Here is a 26017-nt window from a genome sequence, read left to right as displayed (position 1 = left end):
CTTCTTTTCGCGCGGGAAGCGTTCCGCTTTGGTAAGACGCGCGTTCGGGACGGGCGGATGAGGCGGTCAGCCCAGAAAAAGTCTTGACAAAAGGTTTCCAAAGAGATTTTGGTGATTGTCTATGTCAATAATCGTTAAAAAATTTGGCGGTACTTCCGTGGGCAGCACCGCCCTGATCCAGAACATCGCCCGCAGGATAGCGCAGCAAAAGCGTCCGGAAGATTCGCTGGTGCTGGTGGTTTCAGCCATGGCCAAGACCACGGACGAACTGATGCAGCTGGCCCACGGCATTTCCGAGCATCCCTCCCGGCGCGAATTGGACATGCTGCTAACCGCAGGCGAGAGGATCAGCATGTCGCTGCTTTCGCTGGCTTTGCAGAAGGAAGGCTTCGGCTCCATCTCGTTCACCGGTTCTCAGAGCGGGATCATCACGGACAACCAGCACGGCAACGCCCGCATCCTGAACGTGAACGCCTTTCGCATCAACCAGGAGTTGGGCGGCGGCAAGATCGTGATCGTGGCCGGGTTTCAGGGCGTTAGCCAGGCAAAGGAGATCACCACCCTGGGCCGGGGCGGATCGGACACCTCGGCGGTGGCTTTGGCCTGTTACCTGCAGGCCGGGCGCTGCGAGATCTTCACCGACGTGGACGGGGTTTACACCGCCGATCCCCGGGTGGTGCCGAACGCCCGCCTGCTGAAACGGATCGGCTATGCCCAGATGCTGGCTTTGGCCTACAGCGGCTCCAAGGTGTTGCATCCCCGGGCCGTGGAATTCGCCAGCAAATACCAGATCCCCGTGGAGGTGAAAAGTTCCTTCACTTTCGCGCCCGGGACCCTAATCCACACAGAAAAAGCAAGCAAGGAAGAGATGATGGAAGAACGCAAGATCACGGCCATCGCGCACAAGGAAAACCTGATCCGCCTGGAACTGGCCCGCGACGCCAAACTGACGCCGCTGCTGCAGGCCTGGACCAACGAGATCTTCAAATACGCGGTGGGCGACCACAGCATCGAACTGATGATCGAGGAAAAATACCGGGGCGAAGCGGAGTATCTGCTGCAGCAACACGCGGTGGAAGCCCTCACCCGCGAAGCAGGCCTGGGCTATGTGACCCTGGTGGGTCTGGGCATCAACCTCGATCCCGGCTGGCTGGCCCGCACGCTGGAACTCTGCGCCCCCTTCGGTCTCCGCCGCGTCCAGCACAGCGACATGACCATCGAACTGCTGCTGCCCTCGGATCAGGTGCGCCCCTGCGTCCTGAAGCTCCATCAGGCCTTCATTGGAGAGGGAAAATGAGATATCTGGTAACCAGCGCCCTTCCCTACGCCAACGGCAAACTCCACATCGGCCATGTGGCCGGGGCCTATCTTCCGGCGGACATCTTCGTCCGCTGGCTGAAACTGCATCACGAGGATGTGATCTACATCTGCGGCACGGACGAACACGGCACCCCGATCTCCATTTCCGCCGACCAGGAAGGCGTGAGTCCCGCCGAGGTGGTGAAACGCTACCATGAATCGATCAAGGCCGCCTTCGCCGCGCTGGAGATCGATTTCGACAACTTCTCCGGGACCTCCCGGCCCGCCCACTACCAGCTTTCGCAGGATTTCTTCAGCGCCCTCTACGACAAAGGGCACGTGATCCCGCGCGTGACCCGGCAATTCTATTGCGAGCACGACAAACGTTTTTTGCCGGACCGCTATGTGGAAGGCACCTGCCCCCGCTGCGGGGACCCCGGCGCCCGCGGAGACCAGTGCGACGCCTGCGGCCAGATCTACGAGACCACCACCCTCGTTGAGCCCCGCTGCAAGATCTGCGGAAACCAGCCGGTGATCCGCGAAACCACCCACTGGTACCTGCAGCTGAACGACTTTTCGACCCATCTGGAACGCTGGATCGCCAAAAAGGACTATTGGAAGGAAAACGTCCGCAATTTCATGCTCAACCTGCTGGAACAGGGACTGGTGGAGCGCCCCATCACCCGCGACCTCAGCTGGGGCGTGCCAGTGCCTCTGGCCGACGCCGGTGACAAGGTTCTCTACGTGTGGTTCGAAGCCCCCATCGGCTACATCTCATCCACCGTGGAATGGGCCGAACGCAGCGGCCAACCGGACCGTTGGAAGGATTACTGGCTTGATCCCGAAACCAGGCTGGTCCACTTCATCGGCAAAGACAACATCATCTTCCACGCCCTCATCTGGCCCGCAGTGCTGATGGGGCAAAACCAAAGCTACTGCCTGCCCTACGACATCCCTGCCAACGAATTCCTGAACCTGGAAGGGAAAAAACTCTCCACCAGCCGCAACTGGGCCATCTGGGTGGACGAGATCGTGGAAAGGTTCCCCGCCGAATACCTGCGCTACTATCTGGCCTGCATCGCTCCGGAAAAGGGCGACAGCGATTTCTCCTTCCGCGATTTCCAGCTGAAGGTGAACGGCGAACTCAACAACGTGCTGGGCAACCTGGCCAACCGCGTCTTCGCCTTCGCGGGCAAGAACTTTGACGGCAAGATCGCCCATCCCCAGCTCAGTGCCTCCGCCCAGGCCCTTTTGGATGAGGCTTTCACCGTTTTCCGGCAGATCAACGCCGGCTATCAGGACTATCAGGTGAAAGCCAATACCCGCCTGGTGATGGATATCGCCCGCCTGGGCAACCGCTTCTTCGATGAACGCAAGCCTTGGGCGGAGATCAAGACCGATCCCGAGACGGTGAAAGAAACACTCTGGACCTGCCTCACCCTGCTGCGGTTGGTCTCCGTGGCCCTCTTCCCCATCCTGCCCTCCGCCATGGACCGCCTGCGCGGCATGATGGGCCTGGAACCCCTGGCGAAATGGGAACAGCCGGACCTTGGCGCGGATTACACCCTGCGGGATACCAAACCCCTCTTTGCCAAGCTGGACGACGCCCAGATCGAGGCCGAGATCGCCCTCCTGCATCAGAAGGCCGCTCAGGCCGGCATGCCCGAAACATCCGAACCCATCAAGGCCCAGATCACTTACGATGATTTCTCCCGCCTGGACATTCGCGTGGCCACAGTGCTGGAGGCCGCTCCGGTGCCCAAGACCGACAAGCTGCTGCATCTGAAGGTGGACCTCGGCAGTGAACAGCGGGAACTGGTGGCCGGCATCGCCGAACACTACAAGGCCGCTGACGTTACCGGCAAACAGGTGCTGATGCTGGTGAACCTGGAGCCCCGCACCATCCGCGGGATCGTTTCGCAAGGCATGGTGCTGGCTGTGAACACCCCGGACACCCTGTTGCTGGTCCATCCCGCCAAAGCTTGTCCGCCAGGATCGGTGGTTAAGTAAATACAATACATATCGATGAAATATGGTCTAATAGTTAAAGCTTTGCTTGCGATAGTTCTGGCTGTTTATGGGGCGGGACTGAACAGCGCTGAGTATCAGGACGGGCAACTGTACATTGAGGTGTTGCTCTGCTCCGGGGCCAGTATTGATCTGGATCCCGCCAGCGGGGTCCCTGTGGACGTGAACCTTTCCGAACGGGACTTCCCGCTTTCACGCGGCATTCAAACCCCCGTCCGGATCACATTGGAGAGCGGCGCCTCCCTTTCCGGATGGAGTTGGCTGGAAAGCTGCGAACCCTGGAACGATGATTCCGAAGGTGTTTTACGGGAGGCCTTTGCTTGGGAGGATTCCAGCCTGGTGATCCGGCGGGAAAACCTGGTCTATTCGGAACAAATCTTCCCGGACAAGGCCACAGCGCAGAAATACGCCCGGTTGGCCGGGATCAGCGAAAAGCAGGTCCTGAGCATTCCGCTTACTCACGCCACGGTCCGGGTGACTGGGGCCAGGGGAGCGGTTCAATACCTGGAAACGCCGCTGCGTTTCAGTTCCGCGGATCCCCTCCTGCTGGACGGAGGCAAGCTGGGTTACGACGGCGAGTTCCTGCTGAAATGCGTGGAAGGCAGGCTGGTGCTCACTCATTTGTTGCCTCTGGAAGATTACGTGGCCGGGGTGATCGCCAACGAGATCGGCAGCAGCGCGCCTCTGGAGGCGATGAAAGCCCAGGCCGTGGCGGCCAGGACCCACGCCGTGAGCCTGCTGCTAAGCAACCGCCATAAAAAGGACGGCTACGACCTCTGCAACACAACCCACTGCCAGGTTTACAAGGGCAAGCACCTGCAGAATGAAAGGGTCCGGGCCGCAGCAACAGACACCGCGGGTGAGATCCTCATCCGTGAAGGCCGTATCGCCGACGCCACCTACCACAGCTGCTGCGGGGGCAGGACCGATTCCTCCAAGGCCATCTGGGACGGCGCTTCCCTCCCCCACCTCAGCGGAGTGCTGTGCGATGAAGCGGCTGCCGGTTACAATCTATCGGCCGAAGTGGACGCGAGGCGCTGGATCTCGGTGGCTGGATCCAAAACGGGCGGTAGCGCCTGGGAAGCCTCTGCTTCCGCCTGGATCAAGCAATTGGGCCGCAGGGAGCTGGCCAAAAACGTGGGCTTGTCCGATATCGAACATCTGGTGATCAACCGCCGCGGTAGCTCGGGGCGGATCACGGACATCACCTTTTACGGCGAGAAGGCCGTGCGCTACACCAGTGAATACAAGATCCGCCAGGCCTTTGGCGGTGCCAAATCATCCTTCTTCTTCATTGAGGGCGGCTTTGTGCTGGCCGACAACGGCGGGGTGGTCATCTATCCTTTGGGAACGGTTTCCATCAAAGGCCGCGGCTCGGGACACGGCGTGGGTATGTGCCAGGTGGGGGCTTTGAGGAAGGCCCGCTCCGGCGAGGATTACCGGCAGATCCTGTTTCACTATTATCCGGGCACGGAAATTGGCACAAACTGGATGCGACATGAATGACCAACTTTGGCGGGGAACCGCTTTTTCAGGACAGTTCCGGGTGCTGGCGGTATCATCCACCCAAACGGCGCAAACGCTGCGCGACCTGCACGATCTTTCACCGATCAACACGCTGCTGCTGGGCAAAATGATCTCCGCCGCGGCGATGCTGAGCCTGGACCTCAAGCTGCCCGAAGGCGAGGTTTCGCTGCGAGTGGACGGGGACGGGCCTCTGAAAGGCGCCCTGATGATCTGCTCCGGCGGCGGCGATCTGCGCGGCTACGCTTTCGAGCCCCGGCTCTGGCTGGAGGAAAACGAAGCCAACCTTTTCCCTGTGCGGGCTTTGGGAAACGGTACCCTGAGCGTGATCCGCAGCTATCCGAACAAAAAACCGGCGACTGGCACCACAGCCCTCTCCGCAGGCGAACTGGCCCTCAACCTGGCGCACTATTTCGACCAATCGGAGCAGATCCCTTCTGTTGTCAACCTCGGCGTATTGATCGATAAAACCGCTTCTGTTCGGGCTTCCGGGGGGTTCATCATCCAGCAGCTGCCGGATGCCGATCTCAGGCTGGCCGACGAACTGATCGCCGCCTTGAACAAGACGCCCAACGTTTCGGACCTCATGGACATGGGGCTGGCGCTGCCGGATATCCTCAAACGCTTTGTGGTGAAGGAAAGCGAGCTCGAGCTCACTCCGGCTGGTTCCATCCGCTACAACTGCAACTGCTCGAGGGACCGCTTCGAACGCGCCCTGCTGCTGCTGGGGGAACAAGAGCTCTCCACCATGCAGGAGGGCATCGATCCCCAATGCCATTTCTGCAACGCCACCTACCACTTCAGCGCGCAGGACATCAACGCCCTGATCGCAGCTTTAAGGGAGAAGCCATGAAAAACCTTCTGATCCTTACCCTGTTGATTGCCACAGGGCTTGGGGCCATCAGCACTGAAGATTTCGCGTGGCTGCTCGACACCGAAAACTTCGCGACACTGCAAAACCACGCCAACAAAATTGAGGAACTGCTGGCCGGACCGGAAACCGAGGTCCGCCTTGCGCTGGAACACTCGCTCCGGGCTGACTTGCCGGAATTGGAACTGCGCTGCCGCGAGCGGCTGGCGCTGGGGCACCACTCTTTGGAAGACGCGCTGGCCTGGTTACGGGTCGCCGATCAGACCAGGGTGGACAACGCCACCTTCGAGAAAGTGCGGCAGCAATTGGTGGAGGAATTCAGTTCCCCAGACGAGCAGATCGTGTTGGACCACTTTCTGTATGGGACCTCGGACGAGGATTTCATGCAGGAGTTGCGCCACGTTCGCGGCTACAATCCAGTGATCGAGGACCTGGCCCGGGAGGCGATCGACCGGATCAGCGTGGAAAGCTCCGACTCGCTGGCTTTGGCCCTCATCGACACCTTCGAGCGCGACTTTCCCCTCTCCGAATGGGGCCAGGTGGCCTACTACTACAAACTTTATCATCTCTCCGGCGCCGGCAATTTTGATGCCATGGACGCCCTCATTCAGGAAAAGGGATTCCAGTCCGACCTGCATCTTTACATTTCCGCCATCTACATGCTCAGCCCCGCCTACAGGCGTTCCCGGCCGGACAATGCCCTGCTGCTCAACCAGGTGGCCTTCATGCTCGATTCCGCCCTGAACGACTATTCCCACGAAGAACGTGTGCGGGTGCTTTATGATTTCCACACTCCGGAGGAATGGTACACCCGGCTGCGCTTCACCCGGCTCAAGGCTGAATACTTCTCGCTGCTGGCCGTTCAGAACCTCTTCGGCGACGAAGCAGGGCTCATCGCGCTGCTGCCGTCTCCCGGTCCCGCTTTGCAGCAGTTGCTCAACGAAATCCAGGCGCTCTCGTTCGCGAACAACGACCGGGGTGACCTGGCGGAAATCAGCTATTGGCAGGGGCGGATCGAAGCGCTCCCGGACCAGGATTTCTTTCTCCTGCGGGCAGCCCGGAGCTTCACCCGGTCGCTGATGCTGGGATCACCGCGCCGAAAGTACGACGAGGCCTGCCTCACAGCCCTGGATCAGCTGCGCTCAAGGTTGGGTGTGAAAGCCGATCTGATGACCTGGGCGCGTTCCCTGGCCGGCTACCGGGGTGCCATTTTCGAGGAACATCCTTTCCCGGACAAGCGTTACACTCGGGTGGCCATCGGCGATTACAACAACGACGGCTACGGCGATCTGCTCTTCAATGGCAACTCCCTCTACCGCAACGAACAGGGGCAGGATTTCGTGGCCGTGAGCGATTCCGTGAACATCAGCCAGTTGAGCTCCAACGGCGGGCTCTGGGCCGATTTCAACCTCGACGGCTGGCTGGATTTCGTGGCCATTTCCCACAACTCCGAGGGCCTCGGCGATGCCCTGATGAAGAATCAGGAAGGCAGCCGCTTCGTGAAGGTGAACGAGCGCGCCGGCGACATCGATGACCGCCATCCCACCGAAGGTGCCGCCTGGGTCAAAACCGGCGACACAGGCTATCCCTCGCTCTACGCCGCCAACTACGAGACCTGGCAGGTCCAGGCCGGCTATCCCGACTTCTTCTGGCAAAACGACGGCGGCTACTTTAGCGATAAAAGCGTGGAACTGGGCTTCCGAACACCCGACTACACAAGGAACCCGGGTCTGGCGGGACGGGGCGTGGCCCCCGCGGATTATGACAACGACGGCGAACAGGAGATTCTGGTAACCAACTACCGCCTCACCCGCAATTTCTGCTGGGACCATGCCGACAGCCTATATCTGGACGTGGCCGCGCGGGACGGACTGAGCGGACGCTGCAAGGATGGCTGGTACGGCCACAGCATCGGTGCCGACTGGGGCGACTACGACAACGACGGCGACCTCGACCTCTTCGTCGCCAACCTGGCCCATCCCCGCTACATCGACATCTCGGACGTGAGCCAGTTGCTGCGCAACGATGGCTGGGCCTGCAAGGTGATCGGAGCCGACACCCTCTGGCACTGGCAATTCACTGATGTGACGCGGGAAGCGGGCATCACTTACGATGAACTGCACTCCGATCCCCTTTGGCTGGATGCCGACAACGACGGCTGGCTGGACCTCTTCATCACCTCCGTTTACCAAAACGACCGCTCCTACCTCTATAAAAACAACGGCGACGGCACTTTCACCGACGTGACCTTCCTGGCCGGAGCGAGGGTCTTCAACGGTTGGGGCAACGCCACCGCGGACCTGGACCGGGACGGCTTCACCGATCTGGTGGTGGGCAGCGGCAACGGCACGAAGATCCTCTTCAACCGCGGCCACAACGGATTCCACTCGCTCTTCGTAAAACCCGTCTGGAAAAGCGGCGAAGTGCTGCTGCTAACCGATCCAGCGAAGTTTTCCCAATATCCGAACTCCCCTGCTTTCGGAACCCGGGTGGAAATAAAGCTGAGACGACTCGACGGCAGCGAATACAGCCTGGTCCGTGAGCTCAGCTCCGCCAAGGGCACCACCTCCCAAAGCAGCCAGGAACTGCATTTCGGCCTGGGCGGGGCTGAGATCGTCTCCATCAGGAAGATCAACCATGCGCAAGATTAGGACCAAGCTGCTCACTCCGCTCACCCCGGACGCCGCCGTGATCTACCGGGACCACGTGATCGCCTGGGATGAAGCCGGAATTGCTTTCATCCGCCGCTTCGATCCAGCCCAGGACAACGATTGCGAGGACCGCCGCGACCTGCTTTGCCTGCCCGGCCTCATCGACGTGCACGTGCATCTTTCCCAATACCGCATCCGAGGCGCCTACGAACCCTCTTTGCTGAGCTGGCTGGAACGCCACGTTTTCCCCGAGGAGGCCCGCTCGGCTGATCCCGCCTACGCCCAGGCCCTCTCCGACGAGTTTTTCCAGGCCCTCTTCGCCGCCGGCACCACCACGGCCGTGATCTACACCGCGCCTTTCGCGGAAGCCTGCGACATAGCCTTCGCCAGCGCCGCGCAAGCTGGCGCCAGAGCCTTGATCGGCATGACCATGATGGACCGCAAAAGCCCTCCGGAGCTTATCCAAACCACGGATTACGCCTACTCCCGCTCGGTGGACATGTATGAGTGCTGGCATGGCCGAAACCCTCTGTTGGACTATATCTTCACCCCGCGTTTCGCGCTTTACTGCTCCGCGGAACTGATGTCCCAAACAGCTGGATTCGCCTCCCAGCAAGGCGCCTGGATCCAGACCCATCTTTCGGAGAACCGCCATGAGATCGAGCAGGTGCTCGAGCTTTTCGGCGCGGAGTCCTACACCCGGATCTATGAAAAGCTGGGAATGCTCACAGAAAGAACCATTCTCGCCCACGCCATCCACCTGGATGCGGCTGAACTAGATATTCTGGCCTCCCACGGCTGCAAGATCGCCCACTGCCCCGATTCCAACTTTTTCCTGAAGAGCGGTGAATTCAACTATCCCGCGCTAAGCGCCAAAAAGTTGCAAATTGGCATTGGCAGCGACGTGGCGGCCGGCACCACCCTGCACATGCTCTATCACGCCAAGCTGGCCAATTTCCGCCAAAGCGCGCACTCCCTCAAGCCCGAACGGCTCTTCCACCACCTCACCCTGGGCAATGCCAGCCTGCTGGGCCTGGACGACAAGATCGGCAGCCTGGAGCCCGGCAAGTCAGCCGACCTCTGCTTCCTCAAGCTTCTCGCCACCGCCGTCCCCGATGAGGAACTGCTCTCGGCGCTCTGCTTCTGGGGCCACGAGTGGCCGGTGGAGGAAACCGTGATCGCGGGCAGGACAGTTTTCCGCCGGTTGGAACCATAATTGCATTGTATTGACAAAACTGAACCTCATCTGCAAGAACGGGTCCCGCTGGGGCCACTCATAATTTTAGCATCAAGCAAGGAGAGACACGTGAAAAATGCAGTCCTGATCATCCTGTTACTGGGATTCATTATTACGCTGCCCGCTTCCCTGGTTTGGAACGACGCCGTTCCCATCCGCCAGGGAGTGAACATCGAATGGTTCCGCACCGGAACGCAAACCGCCGACGGCAGCGCCATCTACGTTTGGTCCGACACCAAGCTGGGCGAGCGTGACCTTTGGGCGCAAAAGGTTGACGCGGCCGGAAACATGGTCTGGGGCGAGCCCCTGCTGATCGACGGCAAGCCGGACCGCCAGGAAGACCCCGTGATCACCATGACCTCGGACAACCATTTCATCATCGCCTGGATCGACTTTTCGGACGACTTGGACGGCAACGTTTACGCCCAGAAGATCGACACCAACGGCCAGTTGCTCTGGCCCGCGGGCGGAAAACCCGTCTGCACGGCCGTTGAAGTGCAGATCGCGCTGAACATGGAGCCGGACAACGCCGGCGGCGCTTACATCGTTTGGTCGGATTCCCGCAACCCCAGCAAAGACCTTTACGGACAGCGGCTCGACGCCTCCGGAAATCCCGTCTGGGCCCTAAACGGCATTCCCATCGCCAACGGCACCGGCGACGAGGAACAAAACACCATGCTGCCGGACGGACAGGGCGGCCTGATGATCGCCTACACCCACAGCTACGTGGGCGCGGAAGACATTTTCCTCAAACGCTTCAATCCCGACGGAAGCATGGCCTGGCCTCAGCTGGTGGTGCTTTCCGACGCCACCGGCAGCCAAAGCAAGGTCCGCATGGCCACCCTCACCGGCGGGGAATTCATGTTCACTTGGCAGGATCAGCGCAACACTGATCCAGACATCTACGCTCAGAAGGTGAACCTGGCCGGGCAGCTGCTCTGGACCGATCCCTTCGTGGTTTACGGAGATTCCGGCTCCCCCGGCTTCACCCAGCAGCTAAACCCCAGGATAGTGGCCACCAGCGACAACGCTGCCATCATCATCTGGGAGGACAAGGACCTGGACGACCAGTATACGGACCTCTACGCGCAGAAGGTCGGCGCGGCCGGAAACTTGCTTTGGGGCGCGAATGGTGTGCCCCTCAGCGTCGCGGATTTCGCCCAAAGCGGGCCTCGCATGGCTTCCGACGGAAACGGCGGCTGCTACGTTGTTTGGGATGACCTGCGCAACGGCAACACGCCCAATGACGACATTTACGCCCAACATCTTTCCGCCTCTGGAACCTCCCTCTGGGAAGCCAACGGCAAGCCCGTCTGCACCGCCCCCAACCAGCAGAACAGCGGTTTGGTGAAAGTGGCCAACGGCAACGTCTTCATCAACTGGATGGACATCCGCAACGGCAGCGTGGGCATCAACTTCCAAGTTTACAATTCCGCCGGCACCCCCCAACTGGCCAACAACGGCGAGGAAGTTTTCTGGGGTCTCAGCGGCGACACCCCGCTGGACAACTATCTGATCCTGCCCCGGGCCAACGACACCGTGATCCTCTGGCAGGACACCCGCTTCGCCAACCTCGGCTACCAGATCTATTTCCAAATCCTCAATCCCGACGGCAGCGTGGCCCTGGAACCCAACGGCCGCCCCGTGACCCTGTCCACCGGCTACAACCAGCTCACACCCAGCGCGGTGGTCTCTCCAGACGGACATATCGCCGTAGCCTGGGAAGACAACCGCAACCCCAACCCCAAGATCTACCTCCAGTTGCTGGATCCCAACGGAAACAGGCTTTGGGGCGACACCGGCATGGAACTCACGGACATGGACCCCCTCAGCCAGAAAGACCCCCGCATCAGCTATCTGGACGGCAATTTCTACGTCGGCTGGTCGAACTACGACCAGGTCGGCGCCAGTTACCGCTACCACGTGTACGGCCAGATGATCCAGAACGGCCAGAAGCAGTGGGGCGCGGACGGCGTGATGGTGAGCACCCTCACGGGCGCTGAACTGAACGACGAATGCGTGATCACCGACCTCAAGGAAAACTATTACTCCTGGCAGCGCTTCAAGCCTTCCGATTTCACCCAGAGCGTTTATGTGAAAAAGCTGGGCCCGGACGGCAGCGCCGCCACCGGCTGGCCCACAGCCGGACAGCTTGCCTCCACTCACTCCAATTACGATACCGCCCAGCGTTTTCCGATTACCGCCAAGACCGATCAGGGCATCTTCGTGATGTGGCAGGACGGGCGTGGCGACTTCATCCAAAACTATTACGGACAGCATCTCTCCACTGCCGGAGAACGCCTCTGGGAACCGCTCGGAGTGAATCTGGCCGATTACGGGCGCGAACAGGAAAAACCCACCCTGGTGGACAAAGACGGCTTCAGAAACGAGATCGTCTTCGCCTGGTGCGAAAACATCAACGGCATGCACGACATCATCGCCCAGAAGTATTCCCTGGCCGGATCACCCCTCTGGGGCGACCTCGGCAATTTCGTGGTGCAGAAAGACAGCACCCAGTCCAATCCCACCCTCGCCCGCTTCGACAACGGCGGCATGGTGATCGCCTGGGCGGACTACTATGATATCGAATCCGACATCTATTACAAATACATCAAGTCCGACGGCACCTTCGTGCAGGTCTCGCCTTTGGGCGATGTGCTCACCGACGCCGGGAAAATGCAGTACAATCCACTCATTGTGACCCACGGCAACGACGCCTACGCTCTCTGGGCGGACGGACGCTCCAGCGGCAAGACCGAGATCCTGGGCCTCTACGCGCAAAGGCTTTCCAACGCCACCGTGGCCAACCTCGATCCCGTGGTGCCAGGCTTGGAAGCATTCCGGCTGCTGCAGAACCATCCCAACCCCTTCAATCCCAGCACCAGCATCGGTTTCCAGATCGGTGACCCCTCCAAGTCCCACACTCTGGAGATCTTCAACCTGCGCGGCCAGAAAGTGAAAACCCTGGCCAGCGGACACTTGGAGAAAGGCAGCCACATCGTTGTCTGGGACGGCACCGACGCCAGCGGTCGCGGCGTTTCCTCCGGCATCTATCACTACCGCCTCAGCAACGGTTCGCAAACGCAGACCAAACGCATGGTTCTGATGAAATGACCCCTGCCTGATAAAGCAGAACCCTTTCTGCCAGAGGCCCCGCTTGCCGGGGCCTCCCTTTTTTGGCTCTGGATTGGCCCTTTTTCCCCTCCCGTTCGCCCCTTGCCCGCCTCCCGCTTAGTTCCCGCCTAACAGGCGGGAAGTTAGGGGGAGGCTAATGGGAAGTGAATGGGAAGAGGCAAAGGGGGCGGTGATTTCAGGACTTCACAGATCAACCAAGTGAGTCCTTTACCACCAAGATTAGGCATGTCCTTCCGGGTAGGCGTTTTAATGCCGGGGACCCGGAATCCAGACGACCCGGGTAATGCCCTGGGAAGGTGTCGATGCAGACCGCGTCTGGATAGACCCCGCATTCGCCTGTGTCTGGGATGGGCTATTCCCGCAAGGGCTGGATTCGAATCACCCCATCGGCCAACAGGTTGTCCGGCGAGGACCCTGACGGATCTCCAGCGCTGAAGCATCTGCGTCCGGAATGACGTAGGTTTAGGAAAGGGTGGGGGATGTTCTGCTGTAGTCGATGCTCCTGCGTCGCTCTGTTCCATCGCTGCTACACCCTTCCAGGGACGTTGATCTGTTCTCCCCAGATCTGGGTTAGAAAAAGAGTTTCACCCCCAAGGGCCGGTGATCGGAGATCTGGTCGGAGTAGTTTTGCCAGTTGCCCATGTATTCATCCACCCGGATCACCCGGCAGACGCTGTCGGCAGCGTCGAGGGCGCTGAAAAGTTCGTTGGTGACCATGATGTGGTCGATATGCGAAACGTAGGAAGGGTAGGAAACGTTGTTGTAGGTGGGGGCCAGGGCGATGGGCATGTCCGCGAAGCGATACTCCCCAGGTTTATCCAGAAAGACCTGGAAGACGTTGTATTCCGGCGGTTCGGCGATCTGGTCGTTCATGTCGCCCACCACGATCACCTTCTCGTTGGGCAGGTTTTGCGTGATATGCTGGTCCAGCATCTGGCAGGCCAGGCGACGGCGGTATTCCTCGTCCCAGGGGTCGGTTTCATCTATATGGTTGTTGCCGTAAGCTTTGAGATGGTTGTTGATCACCTTGAAGTTTTGCCCCTGAAAATCGAAGTCCAATATGTAAGGCGCGCGCGGAAAGGGATTGGTGTCGCCTTCGAAGATGGTGTAGGCGTCGTTGACCTGGATCACGCGGGTGTCGTAAAGAAAGGCCAGGCGATAGGTGTTGGTGGCGGTGTAGATATGGGCGGAGTAGTTCGGGATGAGGCTGGCGAGTTCGTTGAAAGCGGTGTAGTCCATGATCTCCTGGAAGGCGATGACGTCTGCTTTCATCTGCGGTATGATCTGGGCAATGGTTTGGATGCTGGCGGTGTCCAGCGGGAACGTGCGCAGATTCCAGGTGACGATCTCAAGGGAAGCATCGGTGCCGAAATTGAGAATGGCATCGTCTTCCGGCGGCACCAGCGGGGTGTTTGTCCCGCAGCTGAAAAGCGCGATGGCGGCCAGCAGCGGCAGCAGGGTCAATCTGAGTGATCTGTTCATCATCCGTCCAGGTTTCTTTTTTAGGAAATTATAACCGAAGCAAGAAACTTTCCAAACGTCACCCAAATATCAAGCCCGGCGAATTTACGGAATGAAATTTGCATACCAAGGGGGTCAGTATCATGGGAGGATACCGATGAGAAATTACCTTTTGATAGTGATAATGCTGTCCCTGAGCCTGCTTTACGCGGCTGTTGGGGACATCTGCCAGACCACCGCCACCGGGGTTGACGCGCGCCTGAAGGGCCTGCGATCGGCCCCCCAGAACGCCAGCGAGATCAGCGATCCCGAATTTCCGGAAACCACGCTGCTGTCCCGCACCTACGCCCTGCCCTTCCAAAGCGTTGAACTGAGCGTGCAGAACCTGGAATGGAACGTTTTCGACCGCGGCGGGAATTTCCTGTACACCGAGCAGAACCGCGGCCTGGACGCCCTGAGCGTCGGCAACAGCTTCAGCTTCCGCGAGATGCGGGGCTTCACCGTGCTCATCCAAACCCAGATCGACGACGGAGAGAGGATCCGCACCCTCGCTAACGCTGAATTTTCTTTGACCGGCCAGCAGCCCCTGGACATCCCCCAAAGCGTCTCCCCCGCTTTCATCGACGCCTACAGGGTACTGGCGGACAACTTCGACACCTCCTATCTGCGCGACCTGCCCGTGGCCCGGCCCAGGATGCTGATCCTCAGCCACGCCAACCTGGCCAATTACCAGACCGACTTCGTGCAGTGGAAACGCCAGCAGGGTTTCGACGTCTACGTGGCTTATCCCAGCGAGACCGGAACTTCCCTCACCGACTACCGAAATTTCATCCAGAACCACTATCAGCAGTATCAATGCGATTATCTGCTGCTGCTGGGCGACGTGACCGGACAGGGCTCCTACACCATCCCCACGGCGTTTTATCCCTCTCCGGAATATGCCGAGAACGACGCCGACGACCATCAGTACACCCTGCTGGAAGGCGACGACTACTTCCCGGAGATGCTGGTGGGCAGGCTGTCTTTCAACGACATCTCGGAATTTCTGACCATGGCCAGTAAAACCGTGAGCTACGAACGCGCGCCGTTCATGAACAACACCACCTGGATGACCCGGGGCCTGACAGTAGCCGGAAACTACGCGGAAGGCGGCCTCAGGCCGATCACGCCGGTGCAGATGTCCCGCTGGCTGCGCGACAAAATGCTGGACCACGGTTACGCCGCGGTGGACACCGTTTTCTATCCTCCCACCTATCCCGGCACCCCGGACATTACCGCCGCCATCAACCAGGGCGTGCAGTTCATCAGCTACCGCGGCTGGGGTGACGCCAACGGCTGGCATTATCCTTCCTTTCACAATCCGGACCTCAACTCCACGGTGAACGGACCCCGCATGCCGGTGGTCTTTTCCATCGTCTGCAACACCGGCGACTTCGCCAACCCGGTGAACCCCAGTTTCGGCGAAAAATGGATGCGCATGGGCAGCGTGGCCCAGCCCAACGGCTGCGTGGCCTTTGTGGGTCCCAGCGATCTACACACCAAGACCCGGCTGAACAACTCCATCTCCAGCGGCTCTTTCCGCAGCATTTTCGACTACGGGGTGCGCGGCTTCGCCTCCAGCGTGCTGATGGGCAAGATCGAACTTTACAAGAATTTCCCCAACGACATCGGCCCCAACCAGTATGTGGCCTTCTATTACCACGTTTACAACCTCCAAGCCGATCCCAGCCTCAAGATGTGGGTGCTGGTGCCGGACAGCATCCCGGAAAGCGTGATCGAAGGCGGGCTTGCCTTCTCCCCCAGCGCTTCCCACATCCGCGTCAACGCCCCGGCCAACAATGGCGCGCTGGTAACCGGAACCCGCAACGGAACGGACTTCAGCCACGCCCAGGTGAAAGACGGCTTTGCCATCCTGCCGATCGATCCCGAAGCCAGCGGAGACCTGATCCTCACGGTTTCCCAGGATAATTTCCTGCCCCTGGTGCGCACGCTCACTCCCAGCGGACCCGCCGGCATCGGCATTACCGCCAACAGTGCAGAACAGCAGACCCTGATCCCTAACAACGTTTTCAACGGTGAGATCACTCTGAAGAACTTCACCGCGGCGCCCGTCACCGTGAGCGACCTTTCCCTCAGCGCGGAGGACTTCGCGACCGTGGACTACAGCCACAGCCCCTTCAACCTTGCCGCGGGCGGGACCCATACCATCAGTTTCAACATCACCGGCCACGCGGACATCATTCCCCGCCGCAATATCAGCTTCAGCCTCCAGAGCGACGCAGCGGACCTGGACCAGCAGTTCCAGATGTACGGCGGCGGCGCGGAATTCACCATCCTGGGAGCTACGGGGACCATCGCCATTGGCGGTACCTCCAGCGTGGAATTCCAGGTGATGAACACCAGTTCCTTCCCCCTCAGCGATGCCCTCGGGCAGTGCATATCCCTCACCGGCGCGGCTAGCTTTGTCAGCGGCGGCACCGTGAACCTCGGCAATTTCGGCCCCGGCGAGACCAAGACCTTCAGCCTGGACATCACCGTGGGAGCCGAGGCCTGGCACGGCCGCAACCTGCCCATGAAGCTGGTGGTGAATGCCAACGGATATACCAACACCACCTTTTACCACCTCACGGCCGGCACTCCGGCCACAACTTCCCCCACCGGTCCTGATGCATACGGCTATTTCGCCTACGACAGCACCGACACCGGCTTTCCCCAAGCCCCCATATACGAATGGATCGAGACCGATCCCGCCCTGGGCGGGCAGGGAACCGTTTGGGAGGTAATGGACGACGGTTCACTCACGGTGGACCTGCCTTTCAACTTCCGGTTCTACGGCCGCGACTACAACCATGTGACCATGTGCTCCAACGGCTGGATCTCGCTGCTGCCCACCGACATGACTGATTTTTACAACCACTACATCCCGGCCGCGCTGGGACCCTACGCCATGATCGCAGGCTACTGGGACGACCTGAAAGGAATGAAAACAGGCGTAGACAGCCTGGGCGCCGGCATCTTCAACAACATGCGCCTCATCCGCTGGTACGACACGGCCAACAACCGCTACATCGTGCAGTGGAACGACGCCTATAACCAGTATAACATCGACCTGCTGGACAACGCCTCCCTCGAGAAATTCCAGATCATCCTCCTCCCCCAGCCGGACCGCGACGGCGACATCGTGATCCAGTATCACACCGTGGACAACCCCGGCACCACCACCAACTATTGCACCGTGGGCATCGAAAACCACTCCCAGACAGTTGGTCTGGCCTACACCCACGGCAATTTCTACCCGCCCACGGCCGCCCCCCTGCAAGCAGGGCTGGCGGTGAAATTCACCACAGTGGCCACGGATAGCTACGTGGACGCGGATGATCCTGTGATCGCGCCTTTCGCGCTGCAGCAGAATTATCCCAACCCCTTCAATCCCAGCACCACACTCTCTTTCTCGCTGGCGAAAAGCGGACAGGCCCGCCTGGCGGTTTACAACACCAAGGGCCAGCTGATCAGGACCTTGGTGGACAGCGAGCTTCCCGGCGGCCAGCACAGCGTGGTCTGGAACGGCCTCGACGACGCCGGCCGGTCTGTGAGTTCCGGAGTGTATCTCTATAAACTGGAAGCCAACAGCGCCAGCCAGACCCGCAGAATGCTCCTGATGAAATAAACCTCAGTTGATGTAGCCGGGGGCAACTGATCCCCCCGGCACAAACTTAATGGCAGCGGACGGAGACCTTCGTCCGCTGCTTTTTATGTCTCAAAGTCCAGGCTTCACAAAGCTTACCCCTCCCCGCCCCTCGATGTTCCGTGCCCGCCCAACCGACGTCCAGGCCATGCCCGCGACGGGGCATGGGCTGAAAATCAACAGAGCGGGGAGAGGGCAGAGAGGATCGGGGGCGGTGGCTGGGCCTGATTGGCTTCCCTTAAATCCTTGTCAATCATCCAATTCAGCCCCTTGCCCAGATTTGGAAAAACCATCAATGTAACCACTTGACCCGCTGTGATGAAAATTCTCCACATATTCCGTGATGGCCAAGCCATTTTTTTTGTTGACATCTTTGGCTGATTCATAAACGTGAAATATCACATTCTCAGCCACTGAGGTACGCGCCAATGAAGATGGAAGAGCTCAACTACTATTATAACAAGTTCAAGTTCGGAGAGGACATATTTCACCAACTGATGCAGAAACGGGTGCGCGACATACTGCTGGTTTCCACATTTTACGACGCCTTCATCTTCGAGCAGGATGGCCGGCTTTCGGAACAGATCTTCGGTGAGTACCGGCAACTGAACCTCACCACCGCCCCCCGCATCACCAGCGTCCCCACCGGGGCCGACGCCATTGAAAAGCTGAAGGAGCACAGCTACGACCTGGTGATCACCATGATGCGCATCGGCGAGATCGGCCCCTTCCAACTGGCGAAGGAGATCAAAACCCACCATCCCGACCTGCCCGTGCTGCTGCTGCTGAACGTGGCCTCGGACTACATCATCTGGGAAAACCACCCCGAAGACAAGCGCTACATCGACGACGTGTTCCTCTGGAACGGCGACACCAAGCTGTTTTTGGCCATGGTGAAGGTGATCGAGGATCGCATGAACGTGGATTTCGACACCGCCAACGGCCTCGTGCGCGTGATCCTGCTGGTGGAGGATTCCGTGCATTACTATTCGATGTTCCTGCCCTCACTTTACAGCGTGATCATGCGCCAGACGCAGCGCCTGATCGAAGAGGAGGTGAGCGACATCAACAAGCGCCTGAGGATGCGCATCCGCCCCAAGGTGATCCTCGCCCACGATTATGAAGAAGCGATCGAGGCCTATCACCGCTACAAGGATTATCTGCTCTGCCTGATCTCGGACGTGCGCTACAAGGTGAAGGGCGAGGTGGATCCCCAGGCCGGGGTGAAGCTGCTGCGCCACATCAAGATGACGAACAAGGACCTGCCCATGATCCTGCAATCCTCGGAAGACGTGAACCAGGCCAACGCCGAGGAACTGGGAGTCAATTTCCTGAACAAGAACTCCAAAAGCATGCTCTCCAACCTGCGCAACTTCATGGTTTACAACCTCGGCTTCGGCAATTTCGTGTTTCGCAACGCCGCCGGCGAAGCCATCGACGAAGCGGCCAACATCGCCGAGTTTGAGGAAAAGATCCTCAAAGTGCCGGAGGAATCGGTGGTCTTTCACAGCCAGTTCAACCACTTTTCAAACTGGCTGATCGCCCACGGTGAAGTGCAGATCGCCAAACGCATCCGGCCGATGAAGATCGAGGATTTCTCCAGCAAGGACGAGCTGCGGAAATTCCTCCACCACACCTTCCGTACGGTGCGCATCGACAAGAACCGGGGCAAGATCATCAATTTTGACGCTGTTTCGCTCACCGAGCTGAACCAGATCATCAGGATGGCCGAGGGTTCTTTGGGCGGCAAAGGCCGTGGGCTGGCTTTTCTGAACGCCCTGCTCTGCACCATGGATTTCGAGAAGAAATTCGAGAACATCAGCATTTCCCTGCCCAGCACCGCGATCATCGGCACGAACGAGTTTGACGTCTTCGTGGAGACCAACAACATTCTGGACGAGGTGCAGGACAAAAGCGATGAGGAGATCGATGCCATCTTCGTGCAGGGCCAGCTTTCCGAGCAACTTGTGAAGCGCCTCGAGATCTATCTGGACGGCGTCCACTATCCCGTCGCGGTGCGTTCCTCCAGCCTGCTGGAAGATTCCCAGGCCCAGCCTTTGGCCGGGGTTTACCGCACCTTCATGCTTCCCAACAACCATCCGGACAAGATGTATCGCCTGCGCCAGCTCATGGACGCCATCAAACTGGTTTTCGCCAGCGTCTACCTCAGCGACGCGCGCAATTTCCTGGAAGCGCTGAACTTCAAGGCGGAAGAGGAAAAGATGGCCGTGATCATCCAGGAGACCGTGGGCACCCTCAAGGGTGATCAGTATTACTATCCCCACATCTCCGGGGTGGCCCAGTCCTACAACTTCTATCCCACCAGCTACATGCTCCACACCGACGGCATCGCGAACATCGCCCTGGGCCTTGGTAAATCCGTGGTTGAGGGCAAGCTCAATTTCCGCTTCTGCCCCCGCTATCCGGAAACCGAAATGCTGCCCCAAACCGAGATGGTGCGCTCCGCCCAAAAGGAATTCTACGCCTTGGACCTGGCCCGCAACGATTTTGACCTCACCCAGGGCGAGGAGATCACCCTGGCCAAGCTGAACCTCCGGGATGCCGACAAGCACGGCGTATTGCGCTATCTGGCCTCGGTTTGGGATTATGAGAACTATCGCCTCACCGACAACCTGGAAGAACGTGGCCTGAAGGTGCTGACCTTCAACGGCATCCTCAAGTACCACCATTTCCCACTGGCCAGGATCATAGAAGAGCTCCTGGAGATCGGCGAGATCGCTCTCGGCATCCCTGTGGAGATAGAATTCGCGGTCAATCTGGACATCGATCACACCCAAAACAGCAAACCCACCTTCTACATCCTCCAGGTGCGGCCTCTCTCCGTGAACACAGACGCCTACCGCATCGACGCCTCCACCCTGGATAAAAGCGAGCTGCTGATGTACACTGAACACGGCATGGGCAACGGGGTGATCAACGACCTCACCGACGTGGTCTATCTGGATCCGCGCCGCTTCGACAAGATCCGCACCGTGGAAATGCAGCAGGAGATCGAGCGCTTCAACGACGCGATGGCGAAGCAGGGCAAACGCTACATCCTGATCGGCCCCGGGCGCTGGGGCTCGCGGGACAAGTTTTTGGGCATCCCGGTGCGCTGGCCCCAGATCAACCGCGCCAAGGTTATCCTGGAGACTGGTCTGCGCGATTTCATCGTGGAAGCCTCTCAGGGGACGCATTTCTTCCACAACCTGGTGGCCATGAACGTGGGTTATTTCACCATACCATATGTTTCCAGCACGGATTTCGTGGACGTGGAATGGCTGCTGCGGCAGCCGGAAGCCAAGCGCGGTGACTTTTTCGTGCATCTCCAGTTCGACCACCCCCTGGTGGTGCGGATGGACGGCAAGACAGGGCTGGCCGTGATCCACAAGTGAGCCGCGGCAGGAAACGGCGCGATGATCACCTCGAACTATTGGTCCCTTGAGCTTGAACAGCTGGATCAGATGATGCCCGCGCGGGTGCGGCACATTCTGATGATCGCCTCGCTTTACGATTCTTTTGTGTTCGAGATCGACGGCTTCCTGGCGGAGCATGTGGAGGAGGATTTCCACCTGATGAACCTCACCACCCAGCCTGCCATCTACCATTCCTCCTCGCTGGCCAGCACCATGAGCCTTCTGGAACTGGAGAGCATCGACCTCATCATTGTGCACCTGGCCTCCATGCGCTCCATCTCGCTGGAACTGGTGAAGAGCATCAAGGCCTTCAATCCTGAACTGCCGGTCTTTTTCCTGATGGGCGCACCGCAGGACCTGATGTTTGTGGAAAACCACCTGGACGAACTCAAGGAAGTGGAGGATTTCTTCTATTGGAACGGTGATTCCAAGCTGGTGCTGGCCATCATCAAGCAGTGGGAGTTCATCCGCAACATCGGCAACGACGTGAAGCTGCTCCCGGTGCCGCTGATCCTGGTGGTGGAAACTTTCATCCCCTACTACTCACAGTTCCTGCCGCTGCTGCAGGAACAGGTGTTGCTGCTGAACCAGGCCGTGATCCGCCGCGAACACCAGGACGTGAACAAATCGCTGTACATGAATGCCCGTCCCCGCGTGATGCTGCTGCACGATTACGAAAGCGCCCTGGACTTCTACCACCGCTACGCCGACCTCATCGTGGGCATCATCAGCAACGTCAATTACCACTACATGGGTTCGTCTTTCCGCGACGGCGGCCTCAAGCTCCTGCAGGAAGTGCGCAAGGACAGGCCCAATCTGCCTTTCCTGCTGCAAAGCTTTAACCCCAAGTATTACGATATCGTCACCAGCAACGAGGGCGAGTTCCTCTACAAGGACCTCCCCGGCCTCAAAAACCGCCTCCGCCGCTGGCTGGAGCAAGAAGTCGGTTTCGGCAAATTCATCTTCCGCCTGCCCGACCAAACCGTGGTGGGCGAAGCGGAATCCCTGATCGGGCTTGCCCGCAAGCTGGCCGGGATCCCGGACGAAAGCCTGGCCTACCATTATCGCAACGGCCACATTCACAACTGGCTGTGCACCCACGCGGAACTCGCCCTGGCCAACTATGTGGACAAGTTTAAGGAGATCAACGAGATCCACGTTCTGCGCGAACGCCTGGGCGAAGCCTTCCAGTCACTCATCTCCTACCGCCGCCGGGAGAAGATCCAGGACTGGAACGAGGAAAGCGATTTCAACCTGAACCTGATCTACAAAGTGGGCGACGACTCCATTGGCGGCAAGGGGCGTGGCCTGGCCTTTCTGAACGTGGTGCTGAACCGCTACAGCAATATCATCGAGAAATATCCCGAGGTGCGGATCAGCGTGCCCGTCGCTGCGGTTCTGGCCACCGGGGTATTCGACGCTTTTGTGGCCGCCAATCCCACCCTGGCCAGCATTCCCGAGGAAGAGAACCTATCGGATGACGAGGTGGACCGGCTGTTTCTGGATTGCCGGCTGCCCGCCTCAGTTATCCCAGTTTTGGAGCGGATCATTGCCCAGGGCGCTTTTCCGCTGGCCGTGCGTTCCTCCTCCATCATGGAGGATTCCATCGCCAATCCTTTCGCCGGCGTCTTCCGCACCTATCTGATCCCGAACAGCCATCCCGATCCCGCCACGCGGCTCGATCAACTCTCCCAGGCCGTCAAGCTGGTCTGGTCCTCACTCTATCAGCGGTCCGCCCGGGTTTACCGCGAAAAGCTGCGCATCCCCGCCCGCGAGGAGAAGATGGCCGTCATCATCCAGAAGGTGGCCGGCTCGCTGCACGGAGAGCATTTCTACCCCCTTGTCTCCGGTGTCGCCCAATCCTACAATTTCTACCCCGGCACGAACATGACCCACGAGGACGGCGTGGTTACCCTCTCCACCGGCCTGGGCAAAACCGCCGTGGAGCGCGAGCGCACCTTCGCCTTTTGCCCCCGCTTCCCCAATCGCGACATGTTCCGCGCCATCGACATCGTCGAGGCCGCCCAGCGCCATTTTTACGCCATCCAGCCCAGCCTCACCGAGTTTGATCTGATCAGCGGCGAAAACGCCTCCCTGGACCGCGTGCGCGTTACCCAAAAACTCTGCGAGACCGACCTCAGCCTGCTCTCCTCAGTTTGGGACTACGAAAACCGCGAATTCAAGGACGGACGCCACATCCCGGGCCCGCGGGTGGTCACCTACCGCAAATTGCTCCACTACGCGGAATACCCCCTCTCCCCCATCATCCGCGACCTGCTGCTGCTGGGCCGCGAGGTGCTGGGCTGCGAGATCGAGATGGAATTCGCCTTCGACGTAGATCCCCAAAGCGGTTTGGCCAGTTTCCACCTCCTCCAGGTGCGCCCCATCGCCGTTAACATCCGCCACTATTCCCAGTCGCTGGAAAACTTCGCTGCCAAAAAGGACGAACTGGTGGTCTATTCCTCCTACGCCCTGGGCAGCGACATCGTTGAAGAGGTGGACACGGTCATCTTCATCCCGCCCGAGCGCTTCGACATCGTCAAGACCGAGGAAATGGCCGCCGAACTGGATGCCCTGAACCAAAAAATGCGCGAGCAAGGGCTCAAATATGTGCTGATCGGTCTCGGACGCTGGGGCTCCAGCGACCGCTTTCTGGGCATTCCTGTGAACTGGAGCCAGATCTGCAACGCCCAGATCATCGTGGAGGTCGTGCTGCCAAACATGTCCATCGAGGCTTCCCACGGATCGCATTTTTTTCACAACCTCTTCTCAATGAACGTGGGTTATCTCACCGTCTGGGAGAAGGCTGTGAACGACTTTCTGGCCTGGGACTGGCTGCTCGGGCTGCCCACCCTGGACGAGGGTAACTACTTTCTGGTGAAGAAAACCCCCCGTAACCTGCAATTTTTGTTTGACGGAAAGAACGCCGTCATAATTAAGTGATCCTATGTGCCTTTTCAGCTGTGAATGGTCAATAAACTCAGGTTTAATGCCGTTTCCAAAGCATGGGCGCTGCCAGTTTAAATGAAAAGCGTGTTCAAATCTATACCATGGAGGTATGCAATATGACAAAACACGAATTTCTACATCAGGTTTCTGCTAAAAACGCGGATCAGCCCGAATTCATCCAGGCTGTCACCGAGGTGGTCGAGACAATTTGGGACGTTTACGATTCCAACCCTCAATATCGCAAGGCAAAGATCCTCGACCGGCTGGTGGAGCCCGAGCGCGTGATCATTTTTCGTGTGCCCTGGCAAACCGACACCGGCGAGGTGATGGTAAACCGTGGCTACCGCATCGAATTCAACAGCGCCATCGGCCCCTACAAGGGCGGGATCCGCTTTCACCCCAGCGTAAACATGGGCATCCTCAAATTCCTCGGTTTTGAACAGATCTTCAAAAACAGCCTTACCACCCTCCCCATGGGCGGCGCCAAAGGCGGCTCGGACTTCAATCCCCGCGGCCGCTCCGACGAAGAGGTGCAGCGCTTCTGCCATTCCTTCATGCTGGAGCTTTACCGTCACATCGGCCAGTTCACCGACGTTCCCGCCGGGGACATCGGCGTGGGTAAACGCGAGATCGGCTTCATGTACGGCATGTTCAAAAAGATCACCAACGAGGTCACCTGCGTGCTCACCGGCAAAGGCCTGGAATGGGGCGGCAGCCTCATCCGCCCGGAAGCCACGGGTTACGGCACCGTCTATTTCGCCGATGAAATGCTCAAGACCAAGGGGGATTCCATCGCGGGCAAAACTGTGCTCGTCTCCGGCTCCGGAAACGTGGCCCAGTTCGCCATCCAGAAAGTGAACCAACTGGGCGGCATCCCTGTCACCGCCTCCGATTCCGACGGCTTCATCCACGATCCGGACGGCATCAAAGGCGAAAAATGGGAATTTCTGATGGAGCTCAAAAACATCCGCCGCGGCCGCATCAAGGAATACGCGGATGAATTCGGCGTGAAATATTACGAGGGCCAACGCCCCTGGTCGATCCCCGGCCAGATCGCCCTGCCCTGCGCCACCCAGAACGAGATCGACGGCGAAGAGGCCAAAACCCTCATCAAAAACGGCTGCCTCTGCGTTTCTGAAGGCGCGAACATGCCCACCACCCTTGAGGGCGTGGAAGTCTTCCTCGGCGCCAAGATCCTCTATGGGCCCGGAAAAGCCGCCAACGCTGGTGGAGTGGCCACCTCAGGCCTGGAAATGACCCAAAACTCCATGCGCATTTCCTGGACCCGCGACGAGGTGGACGAAAAGCTCAAAGGCATCATGAAAGCCATCCATGCACAGTGCGTCAACTACGGCAAGGAAGGTGAATTCACGAACTACGTTCGCGGCGCCAACATCGCCGGCTTCATCAAAGTGGCCAATGCCATGATGGATCAGGGACTCATCTGATCCAAACGCCACACAAGGCATAGGGGAAAGCGCCACCGCGTTTTCCCCTTTTTTTTCACCAACTGACCTATTTTGGCTCAGATCATTTATGGCGGGTAACCGGACCGTCATCCCAGCGCAGGCTGGAATCCAGGTCTTTTGATGGAGTTTTTTTGGCTCAAGTTCATTTATGGTAGGTAAACTCTAGTAAGACCTTTGCACATAATCCTCAGGGTCTGGTGAAAAAGTAAGAGCATTTAGGATCAAAAAGTAGTTTTTGAAATCTGCAAATAATTCTTGACAAAATAGATAGGCTCATATTTTGTCACTCTAT

General features: G+C 58.9%; 13 protein-coding genes. 11 read left to right on the top strand and 2 right to left on the bottom strand.

Translation table 11 applies throughout. The annotated features are described in order from the left end of the window. The first annotated feature begins 121 nt into the window (after window positions 1-121). The 7 genes from LHW45_06180 (at window position 122) to LHW45_06150 (ending at window position 12724) form a co-directional block, all read left to right on the top strand. Window positions 122-1297, top strand: coding sequence for an aspartate kinase (locus LHW45_06180; protein MCB5285161.1), 1176 nt, complete (start codon window positions 122-124; stop codon window positions 1295-1297). Continuing rightward, window positions 1294-3309: a methionine--tRNA ligase gene (metG, locus tag LHW45_06175; protein ID MCB5285160.1), complete on the top strand. Its 2016-nt coding sequence runs from the start codon at window positions 1294-1296 to the stop codon at window positions 3307-3309. Before LHW45_06180 ends, metG begins: the two co-directional genes overlap by 4 nt. 42 nt (window positions 3310-3351) lie before the next feature. Continuing rightward, window positions 3352-4833, top strand: a complete 1482-nt coding sequence (locus LHW45_06170; GenBank protein MCB5285159.1) for a SpoIID/LytB domain-containing protein — start codon at window positions 3352-3354, stop codon at window positions 4831-4833. After that, window positions 4826-5704, top strand: coding sequence for an Hsp33 family molecular chaperone HslO (locus LHW45_06165; protein MCB5285158.1), 879 nt, complete (start codon window positions 4826-4828; stop codon window positions 5702-5704). The genes LHW45_06170 and LHW45_06165 overlap by 8 nt, the downstream gene beginning before the upstream one ends. Continuing rightward, window positions 5701-8373 (top strand): CRTAC1 family protein, encoded by a 2673-nt coding sequence (locus tag LHW45_06160; GenBank protein ID MCB5285157.1) that lies wholly within the window; start codon window positions 5701-5703, stop codon window positions 8371-8373. Before LHW45_06165 ends, LHW45_06160 begins: the two co-directional genes overlap by 4 nt. Further along, on the top strand, window positions 8360-9589 hold the full coding sequence (locus tag LHW45_06155) for an amidohydrolase family protein (protein MCB5285156.1): 1230 nt from the start codon (window positions 8360-8362) through the stop codon (window positions 9587-9589). The genes LHW45_06160 and LHW45_06155 overlap by 14 nt, the downstream gene beginning before the upstream one ends. 90 nt (window positions 9590-9679) lie before the next feature. After that, a complete protein-coding gene (locus LHW45_06150; GenBank protein MCB5285155.1) occupies window positions 9680-12724 on the top strand; it encodes a T9SS type A sorting domain-containing protein in 3045 nt (1014 codons plus the stop codon). Window positions 12725-13315: 591 nt separating this feature from the next. Here the strand turns inward: LHW45_06150 and LHW45_06145 are convergent. Further along, window positions 13316-14227: an endonuclease/exonuclease/phosphatase family protein gene (locus LHW45_06145; protein MCB5285154.1), complete on the bottom strand. Its 912-nt coding sequence runs from the start codon at window positions 14225-14227 to the stop codon at window positions 13316-13318. 136 nt (window positions 14228-14363) lie between these two features. Here LHW45_06145 and LHW45_06140 point away from each other — a divergent pair, with 136 nt between their 5' ends. Then, on the top strand, window positions 14364-17873 hold the full coding sequence (locus LHW45_06140; GenBank protein MCB5285153.1) for a C25 family cysteine peptidase: 3510 nt from the start codon (window positions 14364-14366) through the stop codon (window positions 17871-17873). Between the two features lie 267 nt (window positions 17874-18140). On the opposite strand, the gene LHW45_06135 is transcribed toward LHW45_06140, so the two are convergent. Next, on the bottom strand, window positions 18141-18305 hold the full coding sequence (locus tag LHW45_06135) for a hypothetical protein (GenBank protein ID MCB5285152.1): 165 nt from the start codon (window positions 18303-18305) through the stop codon (window positions 18141-18143). Between the two features lie 14 nt (window positions 18306-18319). Between LHW45_06135 and LHW45_06130 the strand changes: the two genes are divergently transcribed. The 3 genes from LHW45_06130 (at window position 18320) to gdhA (ending at window position 25704) form a co-directional block, all read left to right on the top strand. Then, window positions 18320-21286, top strand: a complete 2967-nt coding sequence (locus tag LHW45_06130; GenBank protein MCB5285151.1) for a hypothetical protein — start codon at window positions 18320-18322, stop codon at window positions 21284-21286. A 21-nt stretch (window positions 21287-21307) separates the two neighbouring features. After that, window positions 21308-24250: a PEP/pyruvate-binding domain-containing protein gene (locus tag LHW45_06125; GenBank protein MCB5285150.1), complete on the top strand. Its 2943-nt coding sequence runs from the start codon at window positions 21308-21310 to the stop codon at window positions 24248-24250. Window positions 24251-24372: 122 nt separating this feature from the next. After that, the gene (gene gdhA / locus LHW45_06120) at window positions 24373-25704 is read left to right on the top strand and encodes an NADP-specific glutamate dehydrogenase (GenBank protein ID MCB5285149.1); all 1332 of its coding nucleotides are present in this window, start codon (window positions 24373-24375) and stop codon (window positions 25702-25704) included. Window positions 25705-26017 lie beyond the last annotated feature (313 nt).

Source organism: Candidatus Cloacimonadota bacterium (assembly GCA_020532085.1).
Taxonomy (GTDB): Bacteria; Cloacimonadota; Cloacimonadia; order Cloacimonadales; family Cloacimonadaceae; genus Syntrophosphaera.
Note: the sequence above shows the minus strand (reverse complement) of the source record. Positions and strands in the feature narration are given on the sequence as shown.

Bases quoted from the DNA above. Each gene is read 5' to 3' on its own strand.
- LHW45_06165 (MCB5285158.1), top strand. From the start codon at position 4,826: ATGAATGACCAACTTTGGCGGGGAACCGCTTTTTCAGGACAGTTCCGG.
- LHW45_06155 (MCB5285156.1), top strand. From the start codon at position 8,360: ATGCGCAAGATTAGGACCAAGCTGCTCACTCCGCTCACCCCGGACGCC.
- gdhA (MCB5285149.1), top strand. From the start codon at position 24,373: ATGACAAAACACGAATTTCTACATCAGGTTTCTGCTAAAAACGCGGAT.
- LHW45_06160 (MCB5285157.1), top strand. From the start codon at position 5,701: ATGAAAAACCTTCTGATCCTTACCCTGTTGATTGCCACAGGGCTTGGG.
- LHW45_06130 (MCB5285151.1), top strand. From the start codon at position 18,320: ATGAAGATGGAAGAGCTCAACTACTATTATAACAAGTTCAAGTTCGGA.
- LHW45_06140 (MCB5285153.1), top strand. From the start codon at position 14,364: ATGAGAAATTACCTTTTGATAGTGATAATGCTGTCCCTGAGCCTGCTT.
- metG (MCB5285160.1), top strand. From the start codon at position 1,294: ATGAGATATCTGGTAACCAGCGCCCTTCCCTACGCCAACGGCAAACTC.
- LHW45_06125 (MCB5285150.1), top strand. From the start codon at position 21,308: ATGATCACCTCGAACTATTGGTCCCTTGAGCTTGAACAGCTGGATCAG.
- LHW45_06180 (MCB5285161.1), top strand. From the start codon at position 122: ATGTCAATAATCGTTAAAAAATTTGGCGGTACTTCCGTGGGCAGCACC.
- LHW45_06145 (MCB5285154.1), bottom strand. From the start codon at position 14,227: ATGAACAGATCACTCAGATTGACCCTGCTGCCGCTGCTGGCCGCCATC.